General features: G+C 38.8%; 22 protein-coding genes and 1 pseudogene. 12 read left to right on the top strand and 11 right to left on the bottom strand.

The genetic code is table 11. The features are described 5' to 3' along the window. Positions 1–3: 3 nt before the first annotated feature. Positions 4–852, bottom strand: coding sequence for a LysR family transcriptional regulator (locus BTO08_RS07075; RefSeq protein WP_105060455.1), 849 nt, complete (start codon positions 850–852; stop codon positions 4–6). Between the two features lie 458 nt (positions 853–1310). Here BTO08_RS07075 and BTO08_RS07070 point away from each other — a divergent pair, with 458 nt between their 5' ends. From BTO08_RS07070 to BTO08_RS07060, 3 genes are all read left to right on the top strand, one after another. Beyond that, a complete protein-coding gene (locus tag BTO08_RS07070; protein ID WP_105060454.1) occupies positions 1311–2234 on the top strand; it encodes a HamA C-terminal domain-containing protein in 924 nt (307 codons plus the stop codon). Then, positions 2234–4324: a DEAD/DEAH box helicase gene (locus tag BTO08_RS07065; protein WP_105060453.1), complete on the top strand. Its 2091-nt coding sequence runs from the start codon at positions 2234–2236 to the stop codon at positions 4322–4324. The genes BTO08_RS07070 and BTO08_RS07065 overlap by 1 nt, the downstream gene beginning before the upstream one ends. Before the next feature lie 326 nt (positions 4325–4650). Beyond that, positions 4651–6474, top strand: a complete 1824-nt coding sequence (locus BTO08_RS07060) for a hypothetical protein (protein WP_105060452.1) — start codon at positions 4651–4653, stop codon at positions 6472–6474. Between the two features lie 185 nt (positions 6475–6659). Here the strand turns inward: BTO08_RS07060 and BTO08_RS07055 are convergent. Next, a pseudogene (locus BTO08_RS07055) lies at positions 6660–7196 on the bottom strand (peptidase T); the annotation flags it as partial. A 131-nt stretch (positions 7197–7327) separates the two neighbouring features. Between BTO08_RS07055 and BTO08_RS07050 the strand changes: the two are divergent. After that, positions 7328–7693, top strand: coding sequence for a DUF4870 family protein (locus tag BTO08_RS07050; protein WP_105060451.1), 366 nt, complete (start codon positions 7328–7330; stop codon positions 7691–7693). A 272-nt stretch (positions 7694–7965) separates the two neighbouring features. Next, a complete protein-coding gene (locus BTO08_RS07045) occupies positions 7966–8430 on the top strand; it encodes a DUF2846 domain-containing protein (protein ID WP_045129592.1) in 465 nt (154 codons plus the stop codon). A gap of 124 nt (positions 8431–8554) precedes the next feature. On the opposite strand, the gene BTO08_RS07040 is transcribed toward BTO08_RS07045, so the two are convergent. From BTO08_RS07040 to BTO08_RS06995, 9 genes are all read right to left on the bottom strand, one after another. Continuing rightward, positions 8555–9052: a hypothetical protein gene (locus BTO08_RS07040; RefSeq protein ID WP_105060450.1), complete on the bottom strand. Its 498-nt coding sequence runs from the start codon at positions 9050–9052 to the stop codon at positions 8555–8557. Positions 9053–9066: 14 nt separating this feature from the next. Continuing rightward, positions 9067–9579, bottom strand: coding sequence for a copper chaperone PCu(A)C (locus BTO08_RS07035; RefSeq protein WP_105060449.1), 513 nt, complete (start codon positions 9577–9579; stop codon positions 9067–9069). Positions 9580–9597: 18 nt separating this feature from the next. Then, on the bottom strand, positions 9598–10218 hold the full coding sequence (locus tag BTO08_RS07030; protein WP_105060448.1) for an SCO family protein: 621 nt from the start codon (positions 10216–10218) through the stop codon (positions 9598–9600). Continuing rightward, positions 10218–11135, bottom strand: coding sequence for a heme o synthase (cyoE, locus tag BTO08_RS07025; protein ID WP_045082985.1), 918 nt, complete (start codon positions 11133–11135; stop codon positions 10218–10220). Before cyoE ends, BTO08_RS07030 begins: the two co-directional genes overlap by 1 nt. 12 nt (positions 11136–11147) lie before the next feature. Then, positions 11148–11486: a cytochrome o ubiquinol oxidase subunit IV gene (gene cyoD, locus BTO08_RS07020; protein WP_005367198.1), complete on the bottom strand. Its 339-nt coding sequence runs from the start codon at positions 11484–11486 to the stop codon at positions 11148–11150. Then, a complete protein-coding gene (gene cyoC / locus BTO08_RS07015; protein WP_105060447.1) occupies positions 11486–12130 on the bottom strand; it encodes a cytochrome o ubiquinol oxidase subunit III in 645 nt (214 codons plus the stop codon). The genes cyoD and cyoC overlap by 1 nt, the downstream gene beginning before the upstream one ends. A 15-nt stretch (positions 12131–12145) precedes the next feature. Beyond that, complete coding sequence (gene cyoB / locus BTO08_RS07010) at positions 12146–14197, bottom strand: cytochrome o ubiquinol oxidase subunit I (RefSeq protein ID WP_198771995.1); 2052 nt, start codon at positions 14195–14197, stop codon at positions 12146–12148. Positions 14198–14225: 28 nt separating this feature from the next. Continuing rightward, entirely contained in the window at positions 14226–15113 is an 888-nt protein-coding gene (cyoA, locus tag BTO08_RS07005; RefSeq protein ID WP_005367204.1) for a ubiquinol oxidase subunit II, read from the bottom strand. A gap of 1179 nt (positions 15114–16292) precedes the next feature. Then, entirely contained in the window at positions 16293–16796 is a 504-nt protein-coding gene (locus tag BTO08_RS06995; protein WP_005367205.1) for a MarR family winged helix-turn-helix transcriptional regulator, read from the bottom strand. Positions 16797–17106: 310 nt separating this feature from the next. On the opposite strand from BTO08_RS06995, the gene BTO08_RS06990 reads away from it, so the two are divergent. The 7 genes from BTO08_RS06990 (at position 17107) to BTO08_RS06960 (ending at position 25517) form a co-directional block, all read left to right on the top strand. Continuing rightward, complete coding sequence (locus BTO08_RS06990) at positions 17107–18360, top strand: imelysin family protein (protein ID WP_105060445.1); 1254 nt, start codon at positions 17107–17109, stop codon at positions 18358–18360. A gap of 95 nt (positions 18361–18455) precedes the next feature. Then, on the top strand, positions 18456–19892 hold the full coding sequence (locus BTO08_RS06985) for a di-heme oxidoredictase family protein (RefSeq protein WP_105060444.1): 1437 nt from the start codon (positions 18456–18458) through the stop codon (positions 19890–19892). Positions 19893–19907: 15 nt separating this feature from the next. Further along, a complete protein-coding gene (locus BTO08_RS06980) occupies positions 19908–21005 on the top strand; it encodes an imelysin family protein (protein WP_105060443.1) in 1098 nt (365 codons plus the stop codon). Beyond that, a complete protein-coding gene (locus tag BTO08_RS06975) occupies positions 20986–22107 on the top strand; it encodes a DUF1513 domain-containing protein (protein WP_198038421.1) in 1122 nt (373 codons plus the stop codon). The genes BTO08_RS06980 and BTO08_RS06975 overlap by 20 nt, the downstream gene beginning before the upstream one ends. 211 nt (positions 22108–22318) lie before the next feature. After that, on the top strand, positions 22319–24058 hold the full coding sequence (locus BTO08_RS06970) for a L,D-transpeptidase family protein (RefSeq protein ID WP_105060442.1): 1740 nt from the start codon (positions 22319–22321) through the stop codon (positions 24056–24058). 170 nt (positions 24059–24228) lie between these two features. Continuing rightward, positions 24229–24777 carry a YcbK family protein gene (locus BTO08_RS06965; protein ID WP_198038453.1) on the top strand — a complete coding sequence of 183 codons (549 nt, stop codon included), beginning with the start codon at positions 24229–24231 and terminating at the stop codon, positions 24775–24777. 86 nt (positions 24778–24863) lie between these two features. After that, complete coding sequence (locus BTO08_RS06960) at positions 24864–25517, top strand: MBL fold metallo-hydrolase (protein WP_105060440.1); 654 nt, start codon at positions 24864–24866, stop codon at positions 25515–25517. The last annotated feature ends 330 nt before the right edge of the window (positions 25518–25847 follow it).

The following is a 25847-nucleotide window of genomic DNA, read 5'->3' as shown; positions in this document are numbered from 1 at the left end:
CATTTATATTGTTTTAGGGATCACAACATCAGCGATAGTCTTAACCAGTTTTTTCACCCTAGGTAGCTTGTAACTATTTTGACGATAAATCAGGTTAATAGGGCGAGTTAAGCCAGATAACTCTTCAAAATCAAAACAGAACGTATCTTCAATCTGTAGTGTGTTCACAATAGACAAAGGCACAAGTGCTGGTGCCATACCTGCCAAGGCTAACTGTGCTGCGGCAGTGTAAGAATCCATCTCCATTAATGGTGTAATTCCGACTTTTTGCAAAATCGCAGCTTGAGAATAATTGGATGGGTTTTTCAAATCATTAACCACTAACGCTTTCGGTAGTGCCTTCAAAGGCTGGTTAAATACCACCTTAAAAGGCTCATCGATTAAATGTTCGGCAATAAAACTATAATTTGCAGGTAGATGCCCTGCACAAAAGCCAATTGAAGCCTTACCAGATTGCACGTTTTCGACAATCACTGGGGTATGGTGAGTGGTAATTGAAATGTATTTATCGTGCTGGAAATATTGCCCCATCGCTTGAGATAAATAACCCGCGACTAAGGTTTCAGAGCAATCAATCGTAATAATGCTTTGATCGTCTAAATTCTGATGTTCAAAAATCAGCCCTCGAATTTCATTAAAACTCGGCCCTACATTGTTAATCAGCGCATGGGCGTCAGGGGTTAGCTTAATTAATCGTCCCGCAGGAATGATCAGCTTAGTGCCTAATGTCGCCTCTAGCTTGGCTATCCGTTTGCTCACTGCGGATTGGCTGATATACAAACGGCTACCCGTACGGCTCATGGTGCCTTCTTCCGCTAACACTAATAAGGTTTCAATACCTTCGAGTAACATAGTTCATTCCATTGATGAAAGAGAGGAATTAATCATACGTGATTATGGGAGAGGAGGCGAGGTGCTTACTTGTTGCTGCTAACTTACATAGCTAACTAATAATTGCTCCCAAAACTATTTAGATCAAATAATCATTCACATTCGGTTCATGTACTTTGCTCTACTAAAAAATATCCATTCTTATAATACTGTTAACAGAGAGACCCCGTGACGTATCATGGGGTAAATTCACCGTAATTATGGACTTTTGGTCAATCTGTTTTTATAATCTCTCTCCCTTTTTTATGATTAGATCTTTATAAAACAGTGGGTTAACTATCATGTTTTATTTATTTTTGCTATTAATTGGACAGTAAAGGGTGTACGCTTAATTGGACAGTAAAGAGTGTATGCTTGGTTTCTATTTATTTCTTAGACAACCATGTGCATTCCGCCAAGTTTAATACGGTAGCAACTATATGGATTTCGAAATACTAATTGATAGTTCTTTTTCTGAACATTGCAGTAGCCAAAACATTTCTCCTATACACAACAAACATGTCCTTAGCCTCGTCAATGATTTCGAAGATGGTAAATGGAGGTTCAAACATTTCCAAAATTTCATTTGGGATAACATTGCAGAAACCTCTCTTTCAATTACCGAACGGCAAGCACTAGTCGACCAATCTCATTCTCTTTTAACAGCTGCCGCTGAGAACTTACGATTGGTAGACAAAGATAAGAGTAAAGACATTAGCAAGGGAAGCGAATTAGCAGAAATACTGCTATACGGTATTATGAAGCACCATTACGGGGCTTTACCCGTAGTACCAAAGATATTTTATAAGCAAAATGCCCAAGATAATGCGAAAGGTGCAGATAGTGTGCATTTAGTCATCAAAGACAATGACTTTACTGTATGGTTTGGTGAAGCTAAATTCTACAATAAAATCGAAGATACTAGACTAGCTTCCATCGTCAGTTCTGTAGCTAATTCTTTAGATACTAAAAAACTAAAAAAAGAAAACAGCATTATCACTAATGTCAGTGATATAGATTTTCTGATTGAAGACGAAACACTTCGAAAGTCAATTAGAGATGCGCTTTCTAGCCGTATTTCGATAGATTCTTTGAAACCCAAAATACATGTGCCTATTTTTATACTACACGAATGCGAAATAACAAGTTCGTGTACCAGCATGGATAGCGATTATATAAAGAATATCAAGGATTATCATTTAGACAGAGCTAACGCCTTTTTCAAAAAGCAAATAAATGGCTTAAAAGGTGTCCATTTATACGATCAAGTAACATTCCATATAATTCTATTTCCTGTTCCAGATAAGCAAAGAATCGTTGATAGATTTGTAAGAAAAGTAGAACAATACAAGGAAGATGATTGATGGACGTTTTTGATAAATGTATTGAAATAAACGACTTTATTAATGATCATGATGAACTTTCTGCCAGAAATGAATTAATTAAGTTGCTGGCATTTTTGGAGGAAAATAATAAGCCGTATAACCCACTAATTAATAACTTGATTAGGCAAGTTGGGCTTTATCCATATTTAGATTTGAATACATCGTCGTGGCAAGACCGTTTTGCTCACGAATCATTTAAGGTTGATGTCGGTGAAGAAAAGCCGTTAACACTTCATCGTGAGCAATCATCTATATTAAAAAAGCTGATCAACGGTAAGCATCTTGCGGTAAGCGCCCCTACTAGTTTCGGAAAAAGCTTCATTATCGATTCATTTATTGCAATCAAAAAGCCGACTAATGTTGTCATAATCGTACCTACAATTGCCTTAACTGATGAAACACGCCGTCGCTTACACAAAAAATTTAGCCGCGAATATAAGGTGATTACGACTTCAGAAGTCTCCTTAGCAGACAAGAACATCTTTATTTTCCCTCAGGAACGAGCAATCCATTATGTTAATAAACTGGATTCAATAGATATGCTTGTTATCGATGAGTTTTATAAAGCCAGTGCTGATTTCGATAAGGAACGTTCTCCGGCACTAATAAATGCGATTTTGAAACTTGGCAATAAAGCTAAACAACGTTACTTCTTAGCACCCAACATTAAGTCGGTGAATGAAAGTATATTCACTAAGGGTATGGAGTTTGTGCCTGTAGACTTTAATACGGTGTTTTTAGAGATGCATGAGTTATATAGAGATATTGGTAAAGATGACAATCTAAAAAGTGACGTTTTATTGGAAATCCTTTCTAACACTAAAGGAAAGTCTCTAATTTATGCGGGTACATACTCCAACATTACTAATATTTCTAATTTGTTGATAGACAAGCACAAACCTACTGAACGTCGATTGTTGAGAGACTTTGAGTCATGGTTAACTGAAAATTATGATAGAAATTGGAAGTTGACGAATTTGATTAAAAGAGGAACCGGTATTCACAATGGGCAGTTGCATCGCTCGTTAACTCAGATTCAAGTTAGGTTATTTGAAGAACCAGAAGGATTGACCAATTTAGTTTCAACTTCTTCCATCATTGAAGGCGTAAACACATCAGCGGAAAACGTTATTATTTGGAAGAACAAAAATGGCAGGTCTAAATTAAATGATTTCACTTATAAAAACATAATCGGCCGTGGCGGTAGAATGTTTAAGCATTTTATTGGTCAAATATACATATTAGACAAACCACCACTGGCAAGTGATACACAGTTAAATCTGGATTTACCCGAAGAGCTAGCTGGTGATGTTGATCTCGACGAACTTAAGAACGAACTTACTCCTGAGCAGATTGCCCATATTATCGCTTACAAGCAGGAAATGGACGAGATACTTGGTTACGGCAAGTTCAACGAATTACAAGAATCCGGTCAGTTTGAATCTAGCAACTCAATGGCGCTTCGTAATATAGCTAAGGAACTTGTCGCTAATAAGCAGACTTGGGCAGGGTTAAATTACCTTAACTCAACAAATGTTAATGATTGGGATCGTTTACTATATTTGGTGCTAAAAATGGCACCAGGACAATGGGGAATCCAATACGGAAGTTTTGTAGGCTTTATAAAAGTGCTATCAAACAACTGGAAGTTGACAATACCTGAATTACTAGACGAGTTAGACAACTACGATATTGATGTTGATAAGTTTTTTGAATTAGAAAGACACGTTACCTTTAAATTAACGTCACTTTTGAATGACATAAATGTAATTCAAAAAAATATCATTGACAAATCAGTTGACATATCACCGTTCATAGCTAGGACATCAAACGCTTTTTTACCTCCTCTTGTTTATCAATTAGAAGAGTATGGCTTACCGCGAATGTTGTCGAAAAAAATACATGGGCACGGTGTTATCGACTTAGAAAGGACTGAAATTGAGTTACACGACGTATTTAAAGAGTTTATAAACATGACAATAGAGAACAAAAGTATGTTATTACGTATTTTTAGTCCTTTTGATAGATATATTTATGACTACTTCTTAGAAGGCATAACCACAGATTAAAATTTTTCGGCTCCTAGATTATAGGAGCCAACAATTAACTCCTAATCTTATAAATGGTGTAACGCGAACTTTGTAGTACTTTTGCTGTAGTTGTTAATTTTAACTTGGATTGAATTTCCAATTATGCTGTACCTAAAAAACTTCATTTTTGTACGGTCCGTGACAACCTGACTTTTGACCATAGTACTTTCTAATAAAGAAGTGATAAATATAGTTTAATATTATATTCTTGAGCAATTTTTATTATGATTTCTTGATCTAAAACCCCCAATAATAGATTATTAGCACAATTATGCATTCAGGGTGAAAGCTAGGTTAGGAACGTAATGATTAATGAAATTGAGATGGCAGAAGGTGCCTACTTTTATAAAAAGAATGATAGTAAAACCATATCCGATAAAGCAATAAAAAATATTTTTTTCGAGATATCAAAGAACAGGATGACAAGGTCGCATACTGTTAAAGTGGAAAGAGATTATATAACTATTAATGGCAATGATGCACGATATTCTATTTGTGTTTTTAAGCAAAAGTTCAAACCTTCAATTTTGAAGAGCTATAATATTAAGGAGTATGAGATTAAATTTTGCCACATTCTCATACTAGAATATCTTGATTATATTATAATTAGTAAGAAGAATGTAAAAAATAAAAATGAATTAGATAAGTATCTAGATAATATTGATTACTCTATTCTATCTAAACTATATGCTGACGAGCAATCAAAGTTTCACAAGTTACAACTTGATAATTTGGACGTTTCTTCATTGGCTTTAAGAAGTAAAGTGATAGAAGCGTTAGAGTTAAAAAACTCTTTTTCAACATTTGGCGCTAACAATTATGCAATCAGGAATATGCGAGTTACATCAAATGGTCAGTTATATAGTTTGTCTTTAGGCACATCTAGGATTAATAAACATAGTGGAAAAGTAGATGTCGTTAGCTTCTTAAATTGGATTGGTAGTGTCTGCGACGACATATCAAAATATAAAGCTTCAAGTAGCTTTGTGGATAGCTTTGCAGTTCCTATCTCATTTAGTAGTAAAATAGGCTCTCTAACACCAAAAGGTGTTTTATTTAAGCTTGGGGATGTTATTGAACAAATAGAACAAGGAGTAATAACAAAGGTTACATATAATTACAATTCATCAACTAGTAACTTGAAGCTTGAAAAGTACATTTCAAAATATGATAGTGCATTAGAGGTATTCCAAAGTAAGGGAAGGCTTTTTTTGTCTTCGCCAACTAAAAAACTACTTTTTAAAGCTATTAATATTGAAATAAAAATACTAAAACAAAGTATAAAAATTAGGTCTGACACTTTTAAAAATATTAATTTACACTATTCAACAGGGGAGGTGCTCACTCTTGAAGAGTATATTAATAAAAATAGTAATTATGTCATTACATTTGATAAGCCACATATCGCGTATCATTCGAAGAAACTATTTGAAAATAGTTATTTACTATCAAATATTAGTGCGTTTATGAGTATCTTCGAACCTTGCTCTCGATTGAGTGATGTTAAAAGTGAAAAAGGTGATTTTCGATCAAATAGCACTCAATTTTCGAATGACTCAATTTTCAATAAAGTTGAAACGGTAGTTAACACAATATCACCATATATGTTTCTTGATGACTTGGGTAATGAATGGGCAGACCATATCGCAGTTTCTGATGGTGTCATTGAGTTTTATCACTCAAAATATGGTAAAAATGGTTTATCTGCCTCTAAGTTCCAAGATGTCGTTGGACAAGCTCAGAAGAATTTGGGAAATTTGGTTCCACATCCTAACCGATTGATTGAAAAAGAAAAAAAGTGGGGCGGAAAATTTAAAATAAAAGACTCAAATAATCAAAGTGTTCAAACATCTATTAAGCGGATTAGGAAAATACCAAACGGTGAAGGTATAAAGGATGCGATTGAATACTATAATAAGCAATTACAAAACCCTAACTTGAGAAAAGTCGTTTATTTAGTTGTTAATTTTATTTCTAAGAGTAATTTACAGAATAGCTTAGTGGCTCTTAAACAAAAGGCGCCATTACAAAGAAAGAATGAAGTAGTACAAATTTTATGGTTTATCTCATCTCTGATTTGCTCATGTAAAGAGCAAGGGGTTGAAATAAAAATCCTATGCCTACCATAAGTAAAAGCTAGCAAATAATCTAAAGTTCAACATATATCCCTTAATTTGACAGAGACGTTTTAGAGCATCGGACCTAACACGTCATTGTCAAAAAAAGCTCATTCTAGCTTCAATAAAAACCGATCATTCGATCGGTTTTTTATTAATCAGGCGCAACTAAACAGCGTAGCAATAAGTATATTTGCTTATTTACTGTATCGCTCGCAGGTGATTTTGATTATCTCGGTTACAACAGAGCTGGCCGCTTGTAGCGATTTAACCGGCAGATATTCATAAATAGAATGGAAGTTATGTGCCCCAGTGAAAAGGTTAGGGCAAGGTAAGCCTTTTTGTGACAACACCGCGCCATCATAGCCGCCTCGCATTGGGATCGCGTTCATCTCTATGTTATTACGTGTGTAGGCTTCTTTGGCAATATCGATAGGGAATCTTGCTTCACCTTCTAAGCTATTTGCGACATTCTCGTAGCGGTTATCTAATTGAATCGATATGGTAGATTCACCCCACAATGTTTCACAGTTATCGGCAAGGTTTTGTAAAAATGCCATGCGATCACGATAGCCCTGTTGGCTGAAATCACGAATATCAAGCTTAAGCACTGTTTTAGCACTGTTGCCTGCCATTTCTTTTAACCAGTAATAACCTTCGCGCCCTTCGGTATATTGTGGTGCTTCACCTGCTGGCAACATGCTGATGAATTGATGTGCCATTAATAATGAATTTAGATATTCGTCGAATAACATTGTGTATCTCGTTTCATAGCAAGGTATTACGTTGCGAGTAAAAAAAGACATATATAGTATTTTCACCATTATTTGATCGGATGATTAGCTGACAACTTTAGGAGTTTTACATGTCAGAGATGCAAGAAGAAGTGGTGGTTAATCCAGCCATGACAGCAAAAGATGAAGCCGCAAAAACGAACGCATTGATTGCGTATGGCTTGATGATTCTTGGCTTGTTTACAGGGGTTTTCTGGTTCGTTGGTGCAATTTGGGCAATGGTGAAAAAGGGTGATGCGCAAGGGACTATCTTTGCTGATCACTACAGCAATATCACAACAACGTTCTGGTGGGGGTTAGGCTTATCGATTATTTGCGGCGTACTAACTTTAGTTGTTGTTGGCTATTTCTTAGCGATTGCAGTTTGGATTTGGTCTATCTTCCGCGTGGTGAAAGGTTTAGCGAAACTGACTTCAAACAAAGGGTATAACGGCTAACGTTAATACTTCCTTGTATGGCGAATAATAAAAAACCGATCTGATGATCGGTTTTTTATGGTCTTTTTTTACCCTCATAGATAACAAATGCCTGTTTACTCATATTTTAACTAGCGTTTTATTGCTTGGTGTCAGATACAAAAATAGATTAATGCCAAATGTAAAAATCTGCTATTAGGTTCGTGTTAATTATGTACTATCTTGAGTAACATTTAATCAGTAACAAGGTTGTTTATTTATTTTTGTCATGGATTTGTTGGTGGAAAGGTTTTATGAAATATAAATTATTAATTAGTGCGGCACTTCTAGGTTTATCAGGTTGTGCATCTGTTCCTACTGTTGATACCGCGGTGTCTAATGAAGCGAAGAAGTTTACTGCGCCAGAAGAAGGTAAAGCGGGTATCTATATTTATCGTGAGGACTCTATTGTAGGCGGGGCATTAAAAAAATATGTTTATGTAGATAAAGAATGTGTCGGTGAAACAGCACCTGGTGTCTTTTTCTACCATGAAGTAAAAGCAGGTGAAGAACACGTAGTCAGTACTGAATCTGAATTTTCTGAAAACCATATAACGTTATTTACTGAAGCGGGTAGAAACTATTTCATTAATCAATTTATTAAAATTGGCGCGTTTGTCGGCGGTGCAGGTATTGAATTAGTTGATGAAGAGGCCGGTAAAGCGGAAGTAATGAAAGTGAAAATGGCGAAAACTGCGGATTGTCCAGATCTCACTTAAAGCACGTTCTGATATTCTAGATACAAAAAACCGATCTGATGATCGGTTTTTATCTTCAGTGCAAAAAAATGCCCTGTACTTGAATAATCAAGAAACAGGGCATTGATATTGATTGTGGCTATAGTTAGTTACTAATCACTTGTCGCGTCGTTACTAAGCAAAAGTTTGAGAACTGCTCTGTAAGAAACGCTTGTTTACCAATAACCTTTTTGCTCTTAAGCACATAGGTATGTTCATTCAGTTTCCCTTCGAAATCCCATTTGCTAAAAGCTTCATGGCGGGCATCAGCACAAGAAGTTTGCAAAATATAGCTTTCAGTAACTGAAGTATCACATCCACCTTCGATGTTTTTCACGCCATGAAAAGTCACATGGCTTTGACGATCACGATAAGTGGTTACAGCCAGCGCATTGAAAAGGTGCACATCATCAGATTTACTAACGTAGGGCAGCATTCTATGAGGATTCTCTTTCAACGTGACTGTTGCCAAATCCCTCAGTTCAGAAGAGCAGGGGATAGCTTGGCTCTCAAGAATACTGTCCATTGATGTTTTCGCTTGAGCGATATTAAACAAGCTTGGTAACGCGATCAGCGAACCTAGCACACAAGCAAATAACTTCATATTTATACTCCGAATCAATACTTGGTCATCGGCATAACAGTTAATTGCACGTCAAACTTTTCACCGTTGTCAGCAACTAAAGTCACTTTGATTTCTTGGCCTGGCTTTAAAGCTTCTTTAACACCCATAAACATTAGGTGGTAATCTTTTGGTTTTAGCTCAATAGAACCATTTGCAGGGATCTCTAGAGCATCAACTTTACGCATTGCCATCTGACTATCACGCATAAACATACGATGGAACTCTGTATGTTTTGCGATAGATGAGTTTGCCTCAACAAGGCGAATAGGCTCATCGGTATCGTTGGTTATCTTCATATAACCAGCGCTAACCTTTACCCCTGGGATGGTTGCTTTAGCACGAGCATTTTCAACCGTAAGTACGTCATTAATGCTTTGTACTTCATGGTATGTTTTCGTGTCAGCGGCAGTAGCATCATGCCCACTGTGATCGTGTGTACTATGGTCATGTGCAGAAGCTTGGAATGCAGCGAGTGCTAATGCGATCGATAATACTGTCTTTTTCATAATATTCCCTATAAATTTTTAGTTATTAGCAAGGGCGTTGCTATGAGCGCGGTCAATACCTGCCGCTAGTTCGATAGGTGTTGTTGTATGGCTCATTGCATCAACCAGCTTTCCTTCTGGGTTTATGATATAGAAACGAGATGCGTGGTCAACGGTGTAGCTAAGTTCAGAAGACTCCATATCAACTAAGTCAAAGTAAACACCATACTGTTCTGTTAAGGCGTCTATTTCTTCTTTTGTTCCTGTTAGTCCCTTAATGCGTTTATCAAAATACTTAGCAAACTTGTCAAGAGAATCAAGATCATCGCGACCTGGATCGACACTAATAAAGATACCTTGTACGTTTGCATATTCTTCTGGTGGCAACATGGAAAAAGCTGTCGCCATCACGCCCATTGAAGAAGGGCAGACTTCTGCACAGTTAAGGAATCCAAAGTAGAGAACGACTGTTTGTCCTTTAAATTGGTTAAGGTTAACGGTGCCATCAAGGCTATTTAACTGAAACTCACCGCCAAGATCTTTAAGTGCTTTCTGTTTTTCTCCAATCGGGGTTGTACTGTTACTTATGTAAAGCGCGAAAATGCCAGCGAGGGCAAGTGCTCCAAGAAGGAGCACAATTTTTACAGGGTTTTTCGTCATTAACTTCGCTCCAGCAGAGTAGACACTACTGTATTACTAGCTTGATAATTTTCTGATAGGTCTCCCGCCGAAAAGTCGAGAGAAATAAGTAAACAAAACACCATGATGTTAGCGATTGAGCAAAGTAACATCTGTTTGCCCCATTGCGCATCTGGCACTTTTTGGTAGCCCACTTTGGCAATATATAACCAGTGAAGACTGACTAAACCAACACCCAGTGCATACCAGCTACCCGCATAACCTAGGTAGTTAAGTGCTAAAGCAGCAACAGCAAAGGCAATAATGTAAGCGATGATGTGTAAACGAGCACGTGCGATACCCACTTCTACAGGTAGAACTGGAATAGATGCTGCTTTGTAATCATCAAATCGGTAAATGGCAATGGCATAGGAATGCGGAAGTTGCCAGATACAGAAAGTAATGAATAAGATTGCAGCGCCTGCATCAAAGTGACCTGTTACTGCGCAATAACCGATAACCGGAGGACATGCACCTGAAAGTCCGCCAATCAGTGTGCCGTAAACAGATTTACGTTTGTAATAAAGGCTATATAAACCGACATAAACAACGAACCCGAGCACACCAAATTGCAATGCAACCGTTGTTGTAAATTGGCTTAGTATATAAAAGCCAGACAAACCTAATACCGTAGCCCAGATAAGCGCGTGAGATACAGGTATAACATTTTTAACGAGCTCTCTTTCACAGGTGCGTTTCATTAAGCGATCGATATCTTTATCGATCACGTTGTTGAAAACACAGCCAGACGCAACGATTAGGCTAGTACCCATACAAACAGCAAGCAGTAATAGCCAATCGATATTGCCTTGAGAGGCGAGAAGCACACCACCGATGGCGGCAACTAAGTTGCCGCCGATAATACCGGGTTTGGTGATTTTTAGATAAGGTCTATACATCCTGTAACCCTATTAGTGACCCATCAGCATGTTGTGATTTAGGTGTTCCATAATCCACAAAGAACCGATGAGGATAATTGCGACAATTACCACAACAAAAACGGCGGAAGAGGTATTCCACATTTGCTTTGATGAGGTGTTCATATGTAAAAAGTAAACAAGTTGAACAAAAATTTGCGCGACTGCGAAAACCATGATTACGCCAATAATTAGCGGCTTAGAGCCGATTCCAGCCATCACCATAACAAAAGGTACTACTGTTAGAATGATGGATAGAATCAAGCCATTCAAATACTCTTTTACGCTACCGTGAGCCTGTCCACCTTGGCCGTGCTCAGATGAATTAGCCATTACAATACCCCCATCAAGTAAACAACGCTGAATACACAGATCCAAATAACATCTAGGAAGTGCCAGAATAAGCTCAGACAAGCTAGACGCGTTTTATTATCTTCAGAAAAACCATCACGTTTGAAGTGGACGAATAGAACCGTCATCCAAATCAGGCCTGCAAATACGTGAAGACCGTGCGTTGCAACAAGTGCATAAAAAGATGACCAGTATGCACTGCTGTGGAAAGTGGCACCTTCATTACTGAAATGCCAGAACTCATAAAGTTCCATTACTAAGAAAGACAGACCGAGCGCAAAGGTAATGCCCAACCATTTGAGCATTCCTTTCATATCTTCTTTATTCGCCTTAAGCATCGCCATGCCAAAAGTGAAACTACTTAGAAGAAGTAGGGCAGTTTCACCAGCAACGAAGGTTAAGTTGAACAGTTCAGTTGGCTCAATTTGTCCAGCAAAGCTGTTTGAGAAAACGGCAAACACTGCGAAAAGTGTACCGAATAATAAACAGTCACTAAGGATATAAATCCAGAAACCAAAGATCGTATCGCCTGCGTAATCATGATGGTCATGATCATCGTGATCATGACCGCCATGTGACTGAGCAGCGACGTTTGGTTCAAATGTATGTTTAACTTCTGTAGTCATAATTGCTGTCAGTCCCTATGCCGTAACAGGTTTTAGGTCAGACGAATCATCTTCATCCTGATCTTCGTCTTTGTTTTCTTCGCTAGTCGAACCTTGTTCGCCATAAACACGTGCTAGATGTGCACGCTCAATTGCTTCAACTTCTGCAACTTCAACGTAGTAGTCTTTGTTGCGCTCAAAGCTGTATGCAATCCATGACGCCAAAATACCAACACCACTAGCGATTACCATCCACCAGATGTGCCATACAAAAGCAAAACCAAGAGTTAATGCAAATGCGCTGATTACAACACCTGCCCAAGTATTCTTCGGCATATGGATGCGCTTGTAACGTTCAGGTGCTTTGTACGCTAAACCGTTCTCTTTTGCATAGTGGTGCTCATCACGGTCGTGAATTTTAGGTAGCGTCGCGAAGTTGTAGAACGCTGGTGGCGAAGATGTTGCCCACTCAAGCGTACGTCCATCCCAAGGGTCACCGGTAAGATCAAGGTTCTTCTTACGGTCACGAATACTTACGTAAACTTGGTAGAACTGAGTCGCAATACCCGATGCAATGATAAATACGCCAAATGCAGAGATCCAAAGTAGTGGTGCCCACTCAGGGTTATCAGCAACATTCAGACGACGTGTCATACCACTGAAACCTAGAACGTAAATTGGCATGAAGGTTACGAAGAAGCCGACAGTCCAAAGAACACAAGAAAGCTTGCCTAGTTTTTCGTCTAGCTTGAAACCTGTCGCTTTCGGGAACCAGTAAGTGAAACCTGCAAAGTAACCGAATAGCGCACCACCGATAATTACGTTATGGAAGTGAGCAATAACGAATAAGCTGTTGTGAAGTACGAAGTTCGCAGCTGGAACTGCAAGCATTACACCTGTCATACCACCAATTGTGAAGGTAATTAGGAATGCAATTGTCCACCACATGCTCGCTGAAAACTCAACGCGGCCTTTGTACATAGTAAATAGCCAGTTGAATATCTTAACCCCGGTTGGGATAGAGATAATCATCGTAGCAATACCGAAGAAAGCGTTAACACTTGCCCCTGCACCCATGGTGAAGAAGTGGTGTAGCCATACCACGAATGACAGAATCATGATAACGGCTGTTGCCCATACAAGTGAGACATAGCCGAATAGACGCTTACGTGAGAATGTCGCTGTGATTTCTGAGAAGATACCGAAAGCAGGTAAAATCAGAATGTATACTTCAGGGTGACCCCATGCCCAGATAAGGTTAACGTACATCATTACGTTACCGCCCATATCTGTTGTGAAGAAATGGGTGCCAATGTAACGGTCAAGTGTTAGTAGCGTTAACGTTACTGTCAGAATTGGGAAAGCCAAAACAATCAGTGCGTTTGCACATAGTGATGTCCATGTAAACACAGGCATTTGCATCAGTTTCATACCTGGTGCACGCATGCGAATAATGGTCACAACGAAGTTAACACCGGTCAGTAGGGTACCGATACCAGAGATCTGTAGCGCCCAAAGCCAGTAGTCGACACCTACCCAAGGGCTGTATTCCATACCAGATAATGGTGGGTAAGCAAGCCAACCAGTTGCAGCAAATTCACCGATAAACAGTGACATGTTAATCAGAATTGCACCAACAACAAATAGCCAGAAGCTCAAGGAGTTCAAGAATGGGAAGGCTACGTCACGTGCACCAATTTGAAGTGGAACGATGATATTCATTAAACCAACCACGAATGGCATGGCAACGAAGAAAATCATGATTACACCATGGGCACTAAAGATTTGGTCGTAGTGCTCAGGAGGTAGATAACCCGTTCCATTAATGGTTGCTGCAGCTTGCTGGGTTCGCATCATGAAGGCATCAGCGAAACCACGGAAAAGCATCACTGCCGCAACAATGATGTACATGATACCGATTTTTTTATGGTCGACGGAGGTAAACCATTGTTCCCACAAATGCTTCCACTTACCGTAGTAAGTGATTGCAGCTACAAGTGCTAGTCCACCCAAAAGAGCGCCTAGCATAACAGGTAATATAACTGGGTCTGTAAATGGAATTACATCCCAATTTAGTTTGCCGAAGATAGGATCCGGATCGGCGTAGACATCGCCTTTATAAGCCATTTTGGACTCCCGCATGTTTTTCAATGATATCTTTGAATCGAAGAGGATCGACAGAAGCAAAATAAGTCACAGGGTGAGCTGTTTTAATTTGCTCTTTAGCATTTGCTGTCAACACGTCGTAACTACTGTCGTTCAATACTTTGTCGGACGCTTTTACTTTTTGAACCCATTGGTCAAAGTCGGCATTGTCTACTGCATGTGCTTTGAACTTCATGTTGGTAAAACCAAAGCCGCTATAGTTCGCAGAAATGCCACGGTAAACGCCTTTCTCTTCTGCCATAAGGTGAAGTCTATTTTCCATCCCAGCCATTGCGTAAACTTGGCTACCTAGTTGTGGGATGAAGAATGAATTCATCGTGGTGTCAGATGTAACAAGGAATCTAACTGGACGGTTAACAGGTAATGCAATCTCATTAACTGTTGCTATTTGCTGTTCAGGGTAGATAAACAGCCACTTCCAGTTCATTGCAACAACTTGGATAGTCAACGGTTTTTCTTCAGATGCAATCTCTTTACGCGGGTCGAGAGAATATGAGGTTTGATAGGTGATCCAACCAAGCGCAAGAATGATTAAGCAAGGAACTGCCCACACAATCACTTCGATTTTTGTGGAGTGCTCCCAGTTTGGTTTGTATTCCGCATCTTTATTGCTGTGGCGGTATTTGTAAGGGAAATACACGGACATCAGCAAAACAGGGACTATAATTATTGCCATCAAAAGTACTGATGTAATGATCAGTGATGACTGGGCTTGACCAATCGAACCTTTTGAATCGAATAGAACCATGTTACTGCTAGTAAATAGGAACGTTAAAAGTGCTACTGATAATATTGCAAGGATCGTTATCCCAACTTTCCTGCTACGTGTTATCTTCATTTTTCCTCCCTGACCTTGTACTACTTTCATTTAATCCAGTAATGAAAATCAGAAGACTGCTTTAAAAGAATTGTCAAATATTTATTGTTGATTTGTAATTATTTAACGTTGAAAACAAAATTTAGAAATTTGTTATTCGTTATTGATATTAACCGTGTCTGATTTCCTTCTTTTGTTCATAAGGTTTATGAGTGCAATTTAATGGCAAAAGTAAGCAATGTAAAACACATGTTTCGTTTTGTTGCAAAATGATGATGTACGTTGCAAATATTGATGAACTTGTACGTCACATTGATTAATTTTTCCTATTTTATAACGTAATCCTCCTAGCTTTCATCCTTGTTGATCACTAATTTTTACATTGCTTAAAGATTTGAGTTACTTATATAAGTACTTTTGTGTAACTCAAGCATTTATCTCACATTCTCTTTAGTTATGATTTTCTTAATAATTTATGTTTTAAAGCACGATATGGATCATTTTTTTGAGGCACTTTAGCCCCGATGCTTTATGATTTTCTAATACAAAATACCCACGTGATTTAGATCACGTTTATTCGTGGCTATATTATTTTTTGTTACCTAATTGCAACATTGAATATGGCATGGGTTTGTCTTGACGTTCTGCTTTCGTCACTCTCTTTTATCATTCTTAACTCATTGCATTGTTTGGCTAAAAATGGGGGATGACTGTTAAAGGCAATAGAATTGTGAGTACATGTAGAATCCATCAAGTACATTCATGGTGATTGAGAATTAGCAAAAAGACGTGGTATCAATAGTAAAGATTTAGGACGTTGACTCTGATTGGACAGCAACCAACGATCAGAATGAATCGAAATACACTTTATATGATGCTTTTTATGTGGTGTTTTTTTGAGGTGAGTGCTGGGGTAAATTTCGATATCAGAAATAGGCGGCGGTATGTTTCGCTAATGACGATTAATGAACAAGCTTATACCAGATTTATTAAAACGGGAGCTGGAAAGTTTTGGCTAAACAGAGAAAATGTAGTTAGTGCTTATACTGGGTTCATTGTGCGGATGTATCAACTTAGCTAAGAGATTATAGATGGTGTGTGGACGTTTCCAAACCTGTAAAGACACCCAAATATCCAAAAGTAAAAAACCGATCATTCGATCGGTTTTTTATTATCTCAATATTTGCGAACGTGTGATGCTTATTCTTCTAATTCGCTTTTGGTTTTTTCTTGCTGAGTAATGCTACCTACTTCAAGCAGGGGAGCTACATCAAGGTGCTCGGCATTCATCATGGTTGAAATTCGCTGTACTGATGACAGCAGCAGTGATTGCTCCCAATCGTCCAACTCTTGGTATTGAGATATAAAGCTGTCTTGTAGCGGCAATGGCGCTTTTTCAAGGAGTGCTAAGCCATCTTCGGTAAGGTGAGCATGCACTTTACGCTTATCTAATTGGCTACGTTGACGTACCACTAAACCGCGTTTTTCTAGTCGATCAAGAATGGTAGTAGCCGTTGCTTGGCTCATATTAGTGTTATTAGAAAGCTGACGAATAGTCACTTCTTCACCTGATGCTTTAATCGCTCGCATCAAAACTAATTGAGGGCCTGTCAATCCTGCGTTTTTGTTCAATTTTCTTGAATGCAGATCGATAGCGCGAATAATTTGTCGAAGAGCGATCAGAACTTCTTCGTGCTTGTCCATGTAAATCTCCAAATCTTACAGCGGCATATTACGTATTGAGATTTATCACTGCGGTAATAAATCTCAGTGGTGCAATATGTATCATTACGCTAGCTATAGCAAAGATTATACGTGAATTACATCGAGATAATCGTTATATCTGTTCGACTTATAGCTTTTTTTTAAAATTAAATGCAAATTATTATCATTAAATGTGGTTGATGTGTTTCAAAATGTTACCAATCTGATATATTGCCTTAATAATAACAATTATCACTTAGATTTATATTCTGGGTTGTATCAAGAAACGCTCAACAAGGAAGAACCTTTAATGAATAATACATTTACTCACACTTTGATTGCGGCTGCGATATTCACGTTGCCGACAGTGGCACAAGCGGCAACTAAACAAGAAGTGGTGACGCATTATGCTGATCTTGCTCATAGTGTTTATAGTGATGCATTAACGACCGCGAAAGATTTAGATAAAGCGATTGCTGCACTTGTTGCTAATCCTTCTGAAAAAACACTTTCAGCAGCACGTACCGCATGGAAAGCTTCTCGCGTTCCTTATCAACAATCTGAAGTATTCCGTTTTGGTAACGGTATTGTTGATGATTGGGAAGGGCAACTAAATGCGTGGCCGTTAGATGAAGGTTTAATTGATTACGTAGCGAATGATTACCAACACGAGCTTGGTAATGAAGGCGCAAAAGCGAATATCGTAGCAAGCAAAACCCTGAATGTGGGTAATAAAGAGATTGATGTAACTAAGATCACGCCTGAATTGATCGCTGATTTAAATGAGTTAGGCGGTTCTGAAGCAAACGTAGCTTCTGGTTATCACGCAATTGAGTTCCTATTGTGGGGACAAGATCTTAACGGTACTAAGAGTGGCGCTGGCGATCGTAAATTTACAGATTTTGTAAAAGGCGAAGCGTGTACTAATGGTAACTGTGATCGTCGAGCTGAGTATTTAACGGCTTCTTCTCAACTGTTGATTAACGATCTGCAATGGATGGAAAAGCAGTGGTCAGCAACCGAAGCGAAGAACTACCGTAGTGAACTACTAGCAGAATCAGCAGATAACGGTTTGCGTAAAATGCTATTTGGTATGGGCTCTCTTTCATTAGGTGAGCTTGCTGGTGAGCGTATGAAGGTGGCATTAGAAGCCAATTCAACGGAAGACGAGCACGATTGTTTTTCAGATAACACCCATAACTCGCATTACTACAATGAGCAAGGTATCTATAACGTTTACACTGGTACTTACACCCGTACTAATGGTGAAGTGTTAACAGGCCCAAGTATTAATGATTTAGTAGCAGCGAAAGATAAGAAAGCCGCTGCTGAAATTAAAGCTGAATTTGATAAAACTCGTGCTCAACTACAAACACTTGTTGATTCAGCTGAAAAAGATAACCAACACTTTGATCAGCTTATTGCTACAGATAATAAAGCCGGCCATGCGTTGGTGAATAAATCTATTATGGCGTTAGTGCAGCAAACGGCTGAGATTGAAAAAGCGGCAAGTATTATTGGTGTTAGTAATCTTAATCCTGATACAGCAGATCATCAGTTCTAAACGACTTACTGCTCTACAAAAATATAAAGAATAAGTCGCCAGCAGTTAGGGCGACTTTATTCGTATTTTAATAATAAGAATCTATGAGTGTGAGTATGAAGTATTTAGCAACGATGTTGATGTCGTTAGGGGGACTGCCTGTTATTGCGTTGGCAGAATCCACTATTCCTGAAAAACAAAAACCAAAATATACCCAAGAGCAACTGGCAAAAATCAAATCTGGCGGTGATACCACCACGCCAAAAACAGGTGCCAATGCCTTTTCTTTGCCTTCAAGTAATTTGCCAATGTCTAAGCGATTAGATTTCAGTGTTGGTAACAGTTTTTTTCGTAACCCTTGGGTCCAAGCGCCAGCAACAACCGATGCCCGTGATGGTTTAGGGCCGTTATTTAATACTAATGGTTGTCAGAACTGCCACATTAAAGATGGGCGTGGTCATCCACCTGAGAAAGGCGATATTAATGCTGTTTCTATGCTGGTACGTTTAAGTATTCCTGCACTAACAGATGAGCAGAAAAAACAGTTAATTAAAAGTGGCACTATTCCTGAGCCGACTTATGGCGGCCAATTACAAGATTTTGCCTTGCCTGAAGCTAAACCAGAAGGGCAAATATCATTAACCTACACTGATGTACCTGTGACGTTTGCTGACGGTGAGGTGATAACCCTACGTAAGCCTAATTTAACTATTACGGATCTCAATTATGGCCCAATGGTGGAAGATGTAATGTTATCTGCACGTATTGCGCCACCCATGATCGGATTGGGTTTGTTGGAGCATATCCCAGAGGCGACATTGCAGTCTTTTGTTACTGCACAAGCCGATGAAGGAAGAGGCGTAAGCGGAAAATTAAACCTAGTGTGGGATGTGCAAGCGAATAAAACGGTGATTGGACGCTTTGGTTGGAAAGCGGGGCAACCGACTTTAATGCAACAAAATGCTGCTGCGTTTAATGGTGATTTAGGCTTAACCAGTGCGTTATTTGAACAAGAAAACTGTAGCGATAAACAGTCAATTTGCCAAGATCTGCCTAATGGTGGCAAACATGAAGTGACGGAAAAAGTACTTAATTTTGTTGAATTTTATTCGCAGCATTTAGCGGTTCCTGCGCGTCGAAATATTACAGATCCTCAAGTCATGAAAGGTGAAAAGCTGTTTGCTGATATTGGCTGTGAAAGTTGTCACCGCACGAATATTAAGACAACCAACGTACCTAATCGTCCAGCGTTATCTGAACAAACTATCAACCCTTATACCGATTTGTTATTACACGATATGGGTGAAGGGTTAGCTGATAATCGCCCTGAGTTTTTAGCTAATGGGCAAGAATGGCGAACACCGCCGTTATGGGGTTTAGGTTATACCGAGGAAGTGAACGGACACACTAACTTTTTACATGATGGGCGTGCTCGAACGGTTATGGAAGCGGTGTTATGGCATGGCGGTGAAGCACAAATGAGCCGCGATAAAGTGTTGCAACTGCCTTTATCTGATCGCCAAGCATTAGTCGCGTTTTTAAATTCACTGTAAAGGAGAGGTATTGTAATGAAGAAGTATGCAAGCCAATCTCAGATTACTCTTACTGTTTGTACATTGGCGTTAAGTATCATTACCACAGGTTGTAGTGACGATAGCACTGACGTTTCACAATCAGAGCCCAAACCAACGCCACCGATTGAAAGTGTAAAACCTACGGAGGCGTTAGGTTTTAATCTTACGCCTGTTTATGATCTGTCACTGGATGCCGCAACAAAGTATCAGCAATCGACCCGTTTACTGCATGATAGCGTTAATCATATTTGTACTCAGTACAGTGATGCATCTATAAAAGCGGCGCAAGATGCATGGTTAACAACAATGCAAAGCTGGATGGCATTACAAGGCCGAGAAAAAGGCAGTGAAGAAGCTTTAGCGTTAAGCTGGCAAGTGCAATTTTGGCCTGACAAAAAGAACACCACAGGTAGAAAGCTTAAAGAGTTATTACAGTCAGAAAAAACATTTAGTAGCCAAGACATTGCTGATCAAAGTGTGGTTGTGCAAGGTTTAGGTGCTGCTGAGTGGTTTTTATATCAAGAGCAAAAGCAGTTATCTCAGGCTAATTATTGTCAGTTAGCCGATGCAATAACAGGGCATATGGTACAAACCGCTTCAGCTTTAGTCTCAGAGTGGAAACATAACCCATGGCAAACATTACCACCGCCATTAGCTTTGGGTGAATATTTAGGCGCACTCAATAACCAGCTTGATTACACTCTTAAAAAACTGACTCGTCCAATGGGTAAACCGGGTAAGCCAAAACCATATCAAGCGGAAGCATGGCGTTCACAAACATCAATGGTGAGTTTAAAAGCGAGTGTTGATGCATTACACCAGTTATATTTAGCAAATGGTAAAGGTCTAAATGCTTTATTGATTAATGAAGGACATGAGATCACCGCAAATCGTATTAATCAGCGCTTTGAACTGTTGTTAGCCGATTGGCCTCAAGAAAAGAGCATGGGAGCGTTACTAAAAACAAAAGCTGGATACCGCGAATTAATTAATGTGTTTAATGGGCTGGAATATATTCAGTTAGCGTTACACGATGATGTTGCGGCAGAGCTAGGTATTGTGATGGGGTTTAATGCAACCGATGGCGACTAATTTATTGAGGCGTAAATTATTACGTTATGCACTTTCATCAGCCAGCGCTTTACCGTTTATGTCGTTAACTGGCTGTGATGCTAGCGCGAGACATGGTGTTTCAGCACATTCACACAGTCAGCCCAAATTGATTGGTTGTAGTCGAACCGCAGCGGGGAAATTTGCAGCTATTGTGGCTGATTTATCAGGAAATCCACTGCTGAAAATTATGCTACCTGCACGAGGTCATGGTATTGCGTTGCAACGTAATGGCTCATTAACAGCGGTGTTTTCTCGCCGTCCTGGGCAATATGTTCAAGTGTTTGATCATAAATCAGGTACAGAGTGGGGCTTACGAGCAGCAGATCCTAATCGTTACTTTTACGGCCATGGTGTTTTTTCTGATGATGGTCAGTATTTGTATACAACGGAGGGAGAGTCAGCAACCAGTCGCGGTATTATTGGGGTCTATGAGGTCAGGCAAGGTTTACCAAAAGTGGCTGAGTTTAGCGATTTTGGTATTGGTCCTCATGAGGTGATTTGGGCTGATAATAATACCTTAGCTGTGGGGGTTGGTGGGGTGCATACCCAAGGACGTACACCGTTAAACCTTGATTCAATGCAGCCTGCATTAGTGTATTTAGATAAAAGCCGAGGTGAGATTGTTGATCAAGCCGAACTTGCTGATAAGCGACTAAGTATTCGCCACCTTAGCTTAATGGATAATGGTGGTGTTGCTTGCGGTCAACAGTATCGTGGTGAGCCTGAACATGCCGCACCGCTGGTGGCAACGCATCAACGGGGGCAAGCATTACACTCTTTATTGGCTGAAGATGAACAATGGTTGAGGTTTAATCATTACATTGCCAGTATTGGTTCGATTGATGGCTATTTATTAGCAACCTCACCAAGAGGGAATTGTTACGGTATTTGGGATCAGTCAACGCGAGAGTTAGTTGAGGTGAAGCCTTTGGTTGATGCTTCTGGTGTTGCAATGCTTGATAACCATTGGATTGTTGGCTCAGGCGCTGGGAAAATACTCAGTATTGATACCCATTTTAAAAAGACGTCAAAACAAAGTGCGATTATGTGGGATAACCATTGGGCATTGTCTTCTGTCTAATTAGGTTATTTCCTACTGCGAAATTATAAATGCTGTTTCTTCTTAGTATTAAGAAACAGCACTGTTTTTTGTAATCTGCGAACGTTATTGCCAATAACAACCCGTTTCTTTTCTATTCTTATAGATATATTTCACTTTAACCAAATTGCGTCTACATTTAATGCTCTAAATACTATTATTAGTAATAGCGGAGTAGTGCTTGGGGACTTCTATGACTATTTGTAAGTATTGGTATTTCACCTCTGTATTATGCTTATTTTCTATTAATCTTACAGCTTCATCTGATTTACCATCTCATTCTGAAATTGAAAATAAAACGATAGTGATAAAAGATAAGCAAATTATCACGTCTGAATTAATGAATTCATCGGATGAAGAAATATTTAGCAATAATCATACCGTTAGTCAGCAATATCAAATCGCGAAAGGCTGGGTTAAAGATATTGCGAATAATGTACAAGGTATTCAATATATTGATAAGTTAGCTGAATTGTATTTAACCATTGGCTATGGTCAAGTTTGGCAAGATCAAATTGCCATGGCTGAGTTTGAAGAGCAACTTTACTTATTATCGCTAACTAGAATCTCGCCTGATTTAACCCGTCGCTATCATAATTTAAAACGTTATAGAAATAATAATGATTGGCGTGATTATGATGTGTTAGCAACTGATACATTATTTGCATATATGGGATTTATTGAAGGAATACAAAAAAAAGGAAATTTATGGTTATTTGGTGATATACCTCCCACAATACTGCCATTACCTTCTGATGGGTTTATAGAAGAATTATTAACAAGCCATGAACAACAACGGTTACGTTACTTTATTGCTAGGTTAAAACCATTAGATAATGAATATACAGAGCTTGTTACTGCGTTAAATAAACTTAATGAAATAAAAGATACACGATGGCCAGTCTTTTTATTTAAAGGCAATATTCGTCCTGGACAGTATGTTAAAAATATTGAGGGTGTTGTGACTGTCCTTGAAACATTAGGAGATATGACGGCATTAGAAGCGAAGAAAGTACGCACTCAAAAAAGAAAACATTTATCAGGGGCTGTTGTGATAGCAGTAAAGCGTTTTCAAGAGCGACATGGTTTAAAGAGTGACGGTGTAATAGGCCCGCAAACTCAGCAATGGCTAGCATTAAATATCAAAGAGCGTATTCGGCTATTGGCGCTAAATGCACAACGTATGCGATTATGGTCTGTGAAACCTGACACTGGGATTGTGGTAAATATTCCCAGTTATTATATGAATTTATGGCTTGACGGTGAAAGGGTACTGGGAAGTAAAGTGATTGTTGGACGCCCTTCAAGGCAAACGCCTATGATTGATTCTGATATTCAATCAGTTGTCTTTAACCCTTATTGGAATGTCCCTAATTCTATTATGAAAAGAGATATTATGCCGAAGGTGAGAAGAAATCGAAATTATTTGGCAAACCATAATTATGAAGTGATAAAAGGATGGGGAAGTGCGCAAAAAATAGCTATTAATTCAATTCCATATCATTTGTTATCACCGAATCGTTTTCCTTATCGTTTAAGACAAAAACCAGGAAAACGAAATGCATTAGGATTATTTAAATTTAATTTCCCGAATAACCAAGCTATTTATTTACATGATACAGCTTCACGATCTTTATTTAAAAAGCATGAACGTGCATTAAGTTCTGGTTGTATTCGAGTTGAACGAGCAAAAAGTTTAGCAAGGGTACTATTGGAATATTCAGGAAGTAGTGAAAAGCGTTTTAATAATTTATCTAGAAGTAGAAAAACGCGCACAATAGTATTGGGTGACAGTAAAAATGTACCTGTAGATCTAATTTATCAGACAGCATGGGTCGATGATTTAGGTTTGCTGAATTACCGTAGTGATATATATAAGTATGACCGCGATCAAGGAAAAAATAGTTCGTTAATTTCTGCTTACAATTACTGAGTTAGATAACCCCATGAAAATAAATAGTAGTTTTTTTGCTATTAAAAATATGTGACGTGAGTCTTTGACTACTTTATCAGTGATGGATATCGTGCAGGAAAAGCGGGTGGTATACGCTTTGCATTATTACAATAAATAGCACTTTTTTATCATGAGTTGGTATGTCAGAAATTAATATTAATCGCCGTAAATTCCTTGCTCTCGGCGGAGCGGTTGTCGGTTCTTGTTTATTACCTAATATAGCAATTGCCAGCCCATTTAAAGCATCAGATCCTCGTAGTCTATTGATTCGTAATCTTCATACAGGTGAAGAGTTAGAAACTAAATATTTTAATGGAAAAACCTATGTCGGCTCTGCGGTAAGACAAATTGATCATCTGTGCCGTGATTTTAGACAAAATGAAGTCGCGCGTATTGATCGCCGTTTATATGATGCAATATCGCAAATTCAGACATATTTAGGACATGAAGGTTATGCTCAACTTATTTCTGGTTATCGCTCGCCAAAAACTAACAAAATGTTAGCAAAACGCAGCGGTGGAGTAGCGAAAAAGAGTTATCACATGAAGGCACAAGCTATCGATTTTAACCTTGAAGGTGTTCCATTAGCAAAAATTCGCCAAGCGGCAATGGATCTGAAAATTGGTGGTGTGGGTTATTACCCAGGGAGCCAATTTGTGCATATTGATACAGGCCCTGTGCGTAACTGGCGTGGTTAATGAGATAGCATAAATCGTCGCTATATTTTTATAAATAATCGTGGCATTCTTTCGGCTTATGTTTATGGCTAGGATGTTAAGCGAGTATGAGTCTTAAGTATCAAATTGTTCCTGTTACACCGTTTCAGCAAAATTGCTCAATTATTTGGTGTGATGAAACAAACCAAGCGGCGATTGTTGATCCTGGTGGTGACATTGAACAATTAACCAAAGTGGTTGACGAGTTAGGGTTAACCGTTACTCAACTTATTTTAACCCATGGTCACCTTGACCATGTTGGAGGTACAGCGCCGTTATCTCAGTCTTTAAATGTACCGGTTATTGGTCCACATAAAGATGATGAGTTTTGGTTACAAGGCCTACCGCGTCAAAGCGAAATGTTTGGCTTTCCGATGACGGAAGCATTTGAGCCTACGCAATGGCTAAACGATGGCGATGAAATTAATGTCGGTAATCAAACATTGCAAGTTCTCCATACCCCAGGACATACCCCAGGACATGTGATTTTATTTAGCAATGACGCTAATGTTGCATTTGTTGGCGATGTGCTATTTAAAGGGGGAATCGGTCGAACTGATTTTCCTCGTGGTGATCATCCAACGTTGATCAACGCGATTAAAACTAAGCTATGGCCGTTAGGTGATGCTGTGACTTTTGTACCGGGTCATGGTCCATTATCGACATTTGGTCATGAGCGAGCAACAAACCCATTTGTTGCTGATGAAATGCCATTATATTAATGCGATTTTCTATTCTATAAAGTGAGGTTCTATCCTCACTTTATTCTATTTGCTACATATCATCAGTTTGCGCTGTGTCACACTTTTACTCCGATTTCACGTAAACTAGGAATTATTCCTAGTCATGTTAGGTCGGCTTCTCATGCCCTAACGGTTGGGTATCGATAAAATCCTCGGCAATGATCATCTATCCATTTTGATTGGTTTATCCCAATTTAATCACACGTTTTGAATGATGGTGATCCCTGCACTGTGAATGTTAATGGTAATAACAGTACTCCGATTGGGCGTATTGATCATAAAACATCCATAGCATCGATTTTTCAGTGA

It is taken from the genome of Photobacterium angustum, from assembly GCF_002954615.1.
In the GTDB taxonomy this organism is placed as follows: domain Bacteria; phylum Pseudomonadota; class Gammaproteobacteria; order Enterobacterales; family Vibrionaceae; genus Photobacterium; species Photobacterium angustum_A.
The sequence above is the reverse complement of the archived record's forward strand: the minus strand, read 5'-3'. Positions and strand labels throughout refer to the sequence as shown.

Bases quoted from the DNA above. Each gene is read 5' to 3' on its own strand.
- cyoA (WP_005367204.1), bottom strand. From the start codon at position 15,113: ATGAAGATAACACGTAGCAGGAAAGTTGGGATAACGATCCTTGCAATA.
- BTO08_RS06975 (WP_198038421.1), top strand. From the start codon at position 20,986: ATGCAACCGATGGCGACTAATTTATTGAGGCGTAAATTATTACGTTAT.
- BTO08_RS07030 (WP_105060448.1), bottom strand. From the start codon at position 10,218: ATGACGAAAAACCCTGTAAAAATTGTGCTCCTTCTTGGAGCACTTGCC.
- BTO08_RS06995 (WP_005367205.1), bottom strand. From the start codon at position 16,796: ATGGACAAGCACGAAGAAGTTCTGATCGCTCTTCGACAAATTATTCGC.
- BTO08_RS06960 (WP_105060440.1), top strand. From the start codon at position 24,864: ATGAGTCTTAAGTATCAAATTGTTCCTGTTACACCGTTTCAGCAAAAT.
- BTO08_RS07070 (WP_105060454.1), top strand. From the start codon at position 1,311: ATGGATTTCGAAATACTAATTGATAGTTCTTTTTCTGAACATTGCAGT.
- cyoD (WP_005367198.1), bottom strand. From the start codon at position 11,486: ATGGCTAATTCATCTGAGCACGGCCAAGGTGGACAGGCTCACGGTAGC.
- BTO08_RS07035 (WP_105060449.1), bottom strand. From the start codon at position 9,579: ATGAAAAAGACAGTATTATCGATCGCATTAGCACTCGCTGCATTCCAA.
- BTO08_RS06980 (WP_105060443.1), top strand. From the start codon at position 19,908: ATGAAGAAGTATGCAAGCCAATCTCAGATTACTCTTACTGTTTGTACA.
- BTO08_RS06970 (WP_105060442.1), top strand. From the start codon at position 22,319: ATGACTATTTGTAAGTATTGGTATTTCACCTCTGTATTATGCTTATTT.
- BTO08_RS07060 (WP_105060452.1), top strand. From the start codon at position 4,651: ATGATTAATGAAATTGAGATGGCAGAAGGTGCCTACTTTTATAAAAAG.
- cyoE (WP_045082985.1), bottom strand. From the start codon at position 11,135: ATGTATAGACCTTATCTAAAAATCACCAAACCCGGTATTATCGGCGGC.
- BTO08_RS07040 (WP_105060450.1), bottom strand. From the start codon at position 9,052: ATGAAGTTATTTGCTTGTGTGCTAGGTTCGCTGATCGCGTTACCAAGC.
- BTO08_RS07045 (WP_045129592.1), top strand. From the start codon at position 7,966: ATGAAATATAAATTATTAATTAGTGCGGCACTTCTAGGTTTATCAGGT.
- BTO08_RS07075 (WP_105060455.1), bottom strand. From the start codon at position 852: ATGTTACTCGAAGGTATTGAAACCTTATTAGTGTTAGCGGAAGAAGGC.
- BTO08_RS06990 (WP_105060445.1), top strand. From the start codon at position 17,107: ATGAATAATACATTTACTCACACTTTGATTGCGGCTGCGATATTCACG.
- BTO08_RS06985 (WP_105060444.1), top strand. From the start codon at position 18,456: ATGAAGTATTTAGCAACGATGTTGATGTCGTTAGGGGGACTGCCTGTT.
- cyoC (WP_105060447.1), bottom strand. From the start codon at position 12,130: ATGACTACAGAAGTTAAACATACATTTGAACCAAACGTCGCTGCTCAG.
- BTO08_RS07065 (WP_105060453.1), top strand. From the start codon at position 2,234: ATGGACGTTTTTGATAAATGTATTGAAATAAACGACTTTATTAATGAT.
- BTO08_RS07050 (WP_105060451.1), top strand. From the start codon at position 7,328: ATGTCAGAGATGCAAGAAGAAGTGGTGGTTAATCCAGCCATGACAGCA.